This is a genomic window from Fibrella forsythiae, assembly GCF_017353175.1.
GTDB classification, from domain to species: Bacteria; Bacteroidota; Bacteroidia; order Cytophagales; family Spirosomataceae; genus Fibrella; species Fibrella forsythiae.
Genome location: NZ_JAFMYW010000033.1, coordinates 1 through 6,381, shown reverse-complemented (window position 1 = coordinate 6,381; position 6,381 = coordinate 1). Strand labels below are relative to the sequence as shown.

Here is a 6,381-nt window from a genome sequence, read left to right as displayed (position 1 = left end):
AGAAAAGTCGGAAGATCCACTGCTGACCTGGTTTGTCTACCCGTGATGCTCCGCGTAAATGAGGAAAAACCGGCGCGGAAAAGGGCAAAAAAAGCCTGGTTAGCCGCCGTTTGGCGGGGCGTCAGTTGCGCGGCAAATCCCTACCGATATGGCTACTTGTAGTAACCCTGCCTCGGGGCGGGAGTGACAAGTAGGCAACTGGCGGGCTCCTAAAACAGGCCGGGGACGGGAGCAGCTTTGCTGTTGGGGAACAACACGGAGGCTATGTAGCGGGTCGGCGAGGTCTTGATGCGCAGCAGCCCTTCCTCAATCTTGAAGTGAAGCTCAATGAAGCGGTTCAACTGAGCTTCATTGGCCAGGATCCGCTGCTGCTGCGGAGCCGAGAAGAGATACTCCTGCTGAAGGATAGCCAGTGCCTTTGAGCGGCGCAACTCCAGATCCATCCCGTAAATATCTATCAGGCTGGCTTCGGTTTCCTGGCGGTGTTTTTTGGCTTTCTGCTGCGAGGCGTCGGCGCGCAGATAGATGGTAAAATGCACGTCGGTGACTTTGCGGCCGGCGAAGTTCTCCGTCAGCTCAACGGTAATGTCGGTGCGCTGGTTGATTTCCCGAAGCGCCGGCAGGAGCACCTTCTGCTTGAAATTGCTGTAGCGGTTGTAGCTAGTGGCCTCCAGAATGACCCGCAGTTCGTCGACGGCTACCCGCCACTGATGGATGTCCAGAAAACGGCACAGCCGCACGTAGAGGATCTGGGAGTAATCGTGGCCCAGGGCCATGGCCGCTTCCCGCTGGTACTTGGTGTAGCCTTTGCTCAGGGTGCACATGGCCGGCACGATCAGCCGGTCGACGTGCACCTCCAGGATGCCGTTCTCGTAGTAGACGCGGGGAAAGATGGCAATTGCCCCTACTTTACGCTTAGTCGGGTCCACAATGTCCATGTGATCAACCACGATGATGGAGCGCTCAATGAGCTGCTCGGCGATGGTCTTGAACGTAGAATAAGTCAGCTTACTGGTCAGCTGGCCGCGGACCCACTTTTTCTTTTGCGTCGGCTCGCCGCCGGCCTCGCCCGCCGCCTGCAGGTAGAGATCGCCAACCGGTATGCTGAAGACCAGATTCTCGGCCGGAATGGGGATAGGCTCGTCTTTATTGGTCGTTTGCAGGGCAGCCATCTTGCCCAGAATCCACCAGTAGACCCGGCGGTCGATAACCGAGAGCTTATGCTTGTTTTTGGCCAGCAGCAGATCCAGCGGCTCCTGCACCACGGAGGCCAGCTTGAGCAGCGCCGTCGACTCGAGTTCAAAAAGCTTGATCTGGGCGCTGGCCGTGGTCGCAGGCCTGACCGCTGATGAAGTAGACATGGCAAAAGTATTAGGAAGCGAAATATACCATTGTTGGTAGCGGCAACCAAGAAAAAGCGATAGTTGCCAACAAGTACTTGTTATCCAGTGGCCCTTTGCGGGTATTTGTTGGGCCAGTACGACGCATTTAAGCGGGAGTTTGGTTGCCTTGAGCGGGTACTGACCTTTTTTTATTGGAATATATGTGTATGCATTGCCACATGCTGGTGACCTGCTGGGCGCTCTGGAAACGATTTCAAGCGGGTACGGCGTGACTTTCTAGTTTGTTCACCAGGCTGAGTTATCCACATTTTCGGCGTAGAGCGTCTCAAACGACGGCGGGAGTTTGGTTGCCGATAAAGCGGGAGTTTGGTTGCCATAGCGGGAGTTTGGTTGCCGATAATCAGGAGTTTGGTTGCCGATAATCAGGAGTTTGGTTGCCGATAATCAGGAGTTTGGTTGCCGATAGCAGGAGTTTGGTTGCCGATAGCAAGTCATTATGCCACTTAACTAATTGATTTATAATAGCTTATAAGGCCCAAAAAAGGGCTGCAAGTCTTGCGCGCGCGATCAAGTCAAAGCAAGAAAAACAAGTTTGACTTGAAACAACGGGGTTTAGAGGTGTGTTGACCTGGCGCTGCCCTGTGAATAAGTCAAACTTGAAAAGTAGTCAGAAAGCAAGTAGGCTTCCTTGGTTATTTTACTTTGGCAGTAACATTATAGCAATTCCTCGTATCCATTCCCATGAAACCCACCGCCCGCTCCCAAACCCGCCTCTTGCAGACCCAGCTGCTGGCACTGCTCGAGGCCATGCCCTCGCTTGTTGTCAACCAGCCCGAGGCCTGGGACATCAATGGCCCCCGGCACTTTCTGCGCCAGGGCTATAGGGTCCACTACCTGCCCACTGAGGTCATGGCCCAGTTTGCCCCCTTCGTGGGCCAGAGCTTTGAGAAGGTCAAGCTGATCAACTACCTCCAGCCCGCCGTCAAGCTCACCTACTACGATAAGCACAAGTACTGGCTCATCAAAAGCCCCCAGATCGGGGCTCTGGAGCGCCAGACCGAGATCGATCGTTACCTTTCTCTGCTGGAGAAGCAGCAGGGAAAGCTGCTCCAACGCCAACTGGATATTCTCTCCCCCGGGGGGGAGACCCGCCTGCAGCAGCAGCTCAGCGCCCTTGAGGCCGAGCAGGCCCTGTGGCGCCAGATCCGCGATGAGCCCCAGGCCTGGGAGCTGGTGCTGAGCACCTACTACTCGGAGTACCGCTACTGGTACATCAGCTGGAAGTATCACCTGGACGAGCTCACCTTCGGCAACGCCACATCGCACCTGCTCTCCCCCATCCGCGATCGTAGCGGGCAGATTCTGGAGACCAAGCTCAATGTGGTGTTTGTGGACACGGGGGCGATCTTGCTGACCCATGATCACCAGCACAAGCAGATTGCCGATTACCTGGCGGGGTTTCCCGTTCGGTCCCACGATCTGAAGGCCCAGCTCTTTGCCCGGCCTATCCAGGAAGATGCCCCGGCCGAGTAGGCCCTTCGTAGCCCGTGCTCCCGCCGGGTTACGGCTGCTCCTTTTGGTCAAGCCTATTTACTCATTTGCACATTTGTTTAAATGTGCAAATGAGTAAATGTACATTAGCCTAAGTCGTTCTTAATCAGGTTAAGGATGTAATCGCGGGCCGTTTGGGTACCCACAATTTTTATTTTCATGGCCTTGAAGAGCTCCAGGGGCATATCAATGCTGACCCGCTTGATGTCCCCCTGGGTTGAATGGATTTCTTTGACCGCCTTCTCGGTCTGCTCAAGATCAATGTCTGATTTTTTGAGGGCCACCCGCGGGCTCAGACCCAGCGTGTTTTTTAAGCCCAGTTTTTCCTTTGCCATAGCCGAGAGGGGCCTTTAGAGCCCTTTGATGATTGTGGTTAATTCGTTGAAGAGCGCTACTGTCTCTGATTTGGCTTTTTCGTCCTTGTATTCCACCACGCCCAGGCCTTTGATGACGGCTTCGCGGTAAGCCGTCCGGTTTTTCAGCGTGGTCTGCAGCACGGGGATAACCGTCTCCTCCAGGGCTTCCTTGACCTCCTGGGCCAGGTTGGTGTTGGGCTGGAACTGATTCATTAAAAAGTAAGCGGGTATGGCGCGCTCCTTTTCGTCGACGGCGTCCTGGTAGCGCTCCAGAAACTGGGCGGTTGCCCACATGTCCAGCCCACTGGCCAGGATCGGCACCAGCAGCAGATCGGCCAGCAGAATGATCTTACTGGTGATCTTATTGAGCGAGGGTGTTCCGTCAATGAGCACTACCTCATAGTCCCGGCTGATGAGCTTTACGTTCTTGGCGAGCTCGATGCCGTCGGGCTGACCAAACACGGGCACGGGCGGGGCATCCTCGGGTCGCAGCCCCGACCAGTGAATAGCGCTTTGGTTGGTGTCCACATCGATGATGCACACCTTGTAGCCCGCGTGGGCAAAGCACACGGCCAGGTTTTGAGAAACCGTCGATTTACCCACGCCTCCCTTAAGGCTGGTAACGGAGATGATCATGTAGCGAAGACGTTTTTTTTGGCAAAGCTACACATTTGCGCATTTGTACATTTGGGTAAATGTGCAAATGCGCAAATGTGTAAAAGAGCTAATGTGTAAATGTGTAAATGTGCATTTGCACATTTACACATTTACAGCTATTGGAAGCCAATAGTTCGTTGTAATGGGCTGATTATAGGAGTATTGACCTGGCCGGTAGTACGCTGTCCGGCGCTAGGGCGTCTGGGCTGCGTGGGCCACCCAGTAGACAGTAGCCTTTCCCTCTCCTAGCCGATCAAGGCTACCCTGCTGCACCAGGTAGTGAAGGTCTTTCTTAAGGGTATTGATCGACACATCAGCTAGCGATCTGGCCAGATCACCAAGTTTAACGGGCTGATCGGTCAGCACCTGGGCTACCACGCGCTGCTGGCGGGCATTGAGGTAGCCACCCTTGTCTTTGTATAAAGCGTACTTGCTGGTGAGTCGATCGGTTAGCGTCTGGAGGCAATCCAGAAAAAAGACCATCCACGTCCCGATGGTCTCCTGGGCGCCACCCCGGTGCTGCTGGCCAGCCATCAGCGCCCGGTAGTAATCGGCCTTGCGCTGCTCGATGATGTGCTCAAAGGAGACGTACTGGGCAAAGTCGTAGCCCACCTTGAGCAGTAGCAGCGTGGTTAGTAGCCGCGACAGACGGCCATTGCCATCCTGAAAGGGATGAATCGACAGAAACTCATAGACAAAAAGGCCTATCACCAGCAGGGGATGAATTTGCCGCTTTTCTAAAGCATTCGCCACCCAGTCCACCATCTGCTGCATCTGGGGCTCAGTCAAGTGGGGCGCGGTCGCGTTAAAGATAACGCGCTGGGTGCCGTCGGGGTAGTTGGCCACCACCTGGTTTGACAGGTTCTTGTAACCGCCCCGGTGGCGCTGGTCTTTATCGCTGTAGCGCAGCAGAATGCCGTGCAGCTGCTTAAGGTAAGCCTCCGTCAGGTCGATCTCTCTGGCGTGCTCCAAAATCAGGTCCAGCGCCTCGTAATACCCAAATACCTCCTGCTCGTCGCGGGTCTTGAACTCGGTGATCTTTACGTTACGCACAAGCTTTTCAACCTCCTGGTTAGTCAGCACGGCACCCTCAATGCGGGTCGACGACCCAATGCTCTCAATGGTGGCCACCCGGCGAAGCTCCCGCAGGTAGCGGTTGTTCTTCTGCTCGAGGGCCTCCCACTTACCCCGAAAAGCGTCGATCAGACCGATGCGGCGGATTACCTCCTGCATCGTCAAAAAATCAAACTGAAGCTTATCCTCAAAAGACATACCTGTATTGTATCCGTATTGTATCCGTAAATATAGGAAGTGGCGGGTGCGCTTTGGCGCAGCGCTCACCAAATTGAGCTGCCAGCCCTAAGCCCCATAAAAAGAGGACCGTTCCACTGGAACGGCCCTCTTTGGCACTACACGCAACATCAGACAACAAACGCTTACTATACACTCACGGAAAAACTAGTCGAGCGCCTCCCCGGCGGTTTCCACCCGGTGACGGGTGTAGTGGCGGATGGCCGCGCTCAGGGGATAGGTATCCTCATCGATGCCCCAGCGGGCCAGGGCCAGCTCGGCGGCGGCTTTCAGACTCTTGCTGAACTCGATGCGCAGCTCGATCTCCTCCCGCAGGCGCTGGCGAAACGAATTTGTCACAAAGGTGTTGAAGGCCACCGCCCGCGCCGGGGTAATACTCTCAATACATCCCGCGCGCATCTGCCACTCGGGGATTTGGATCGTCAGGCTTTCGGTGAGGGCCTCATCGGCCATGGCCTGCCCATCGGCCGAGCGCCGCTCGCGCTGAAGCAGGGCAAACAGATACGCCGAATAGGGGTTAAACGGCTTGCGCTGCTCGCGGGAAACAAACAGGGCCTGCCCTTTCGTGGAAGCCAGGATGATGCGTTTGACCAGGGGGGTAACCGGCAGCGACAGACTACGGCAAGAAGCAGAGGAAGACATGGAACCAGAAAGCGGGGCTGAGTCAAGAATACATAAAGCTACGGGGTCACTAAAACGGCCAACAGGTCACTACTCTCACAGCGTGAGGGTAGTGACCTGAAAGGGGGAGATCAAGGGGGGGCTACTCCCAGTCGTAGGGCTCGGCGGGGTAATCTTCGCCGGGTTCATCGGCGAAGGGATCGCGCTCGGGCTCCTCGGCCTGGTAAGTATCCCGGGCAAAGAGACACCCCTCGTACAGGATCTGCATGGCCGGGGAGAGCGCCCCACTACTGCGCTGGATGACCAGCTGGCCCGTAAGGGGCTCAAAACTGGCGTGGACAAACTGGCTGTGGCCGTGCTGGGCCGAGAGAGCCGACAGGGCCTGGGGAAAAGTACGGGGAGAATCGGGCTGGGACATGGGTAAGCAAGGGTTAAAAAAGAGTCAGTTGAAGGGGGCCTTCGGCCTGCCTCTGGGGGGAGGGCCTGGCCACCAGCCCGGCAGCGACCAGGGGCAGGGACGAGACAGGTGGTCCGGCCCCTTT

The 6,381-nt window shown here is 56.0% G+C and carries 7 protein-coding genes; 1 reads left to right on the top strand and 6 read right to left on the bottom strand.

Annotation, left to right across the window (positions count from 1 at the left end):
* Positions 1-209 precede the first annotated feature (209 nt).
* Positions 210-1,361 carry a replication initiation protein gene (locus J2I46_RS32370; RefSeq protein ID WP_207333262.1) on the bottom strand — a complete coding sequence of 384 codons (1,152 nt, stop codon included), beginning with the start codon at positions 1,359-1,361 and terminating at the stop codon, positions 210-212.
* A 723-nt stretch (positions 1,362-2,084) separates the two neighbouring features.
* On the opposite strand from J2I46_RS32370, the gene J2I46_RS32365 reads away from it, so the two are divergent.
* Complete coding sequence (locus tag J2I46_RS32365) at positions 2,085-2,876, top strand: hypothetical protein (protein ID WP_207333261.1); 792 nt, start codon at positions 2,085-2,087, stop codon at positions 2,874-2,876.
* A gap of 104 nt (positions 2,877-2,980) precedes the next feature.
* Here J2I46_RS32365 and J2I46_RS32360 read toward each other — a convergent pair whose 3' ends face one another.
* The 5 genes from J2I46_RS32360 to J2I46_RS32340 all read right to left on the bottom strand — a co-directional run bounded on the left by J2I46_RS32360 (position 2,981) and on the right by J2I46_RS32340 (position 6,257).
* The gene (locus J2I46_RS32360; protein WP_207333260.1) at positions 2,981-3,229 is read right to left on the bottom strand and encodes a hypothetical protein; all 249 of its coding nucleotides are present in this window, start codon (positions 3,227-3,229) and stop codon (positions 2,981-2,983) included.
* A 15-nt stretch (positions 3,230-3,244) separates the two neighbouring features.
* Entirely contained in the window at positions 3,245-3,886 is a 642-nt protein-coding gene (parA, locus tag J2I46_RS32355) for a ParA family partition ATPase (protein WP_207333259.1), read from the bottom strand.
* A gap of 213 nt (positions 3,887-4,099) precedes the next feature.
* Complete coding sequence (locus J2I46_RS32350) at positions 4,100-5,179, bottom strand: Fic family protein (protein WP_207333258.1); 1,080 nt, start codon at positions 5,177-5,179, stop codon at positions 4,100-4,102.
* A 186-nt stretch (positions 5,180-5,365) separates the two neighbouring features.
* Positions 5,366-5,860: a hypothetical protein gene (locus tag J2I46_RS32345; RefSeq protein ID WP_207333257.1), complete on the bottom strand. Its 495-nt coding sequence runs from the start codon at positions 5,858-5,860 to the stop codon at positions 5,366-5,368.
* Between the two features lie 121 nt (positions 5,861-5,981).
* Entirely contained in the window at positions 5,982-6,257 is a 276-nt protein-coding gene (locus J2I46_RS32340; RefSeq protein ID WP_207333256.1) for a hypothetical protein, read from the bottom strand.
* Positions 6,258-6,381 lie beyond the last annotated feature (124 nt).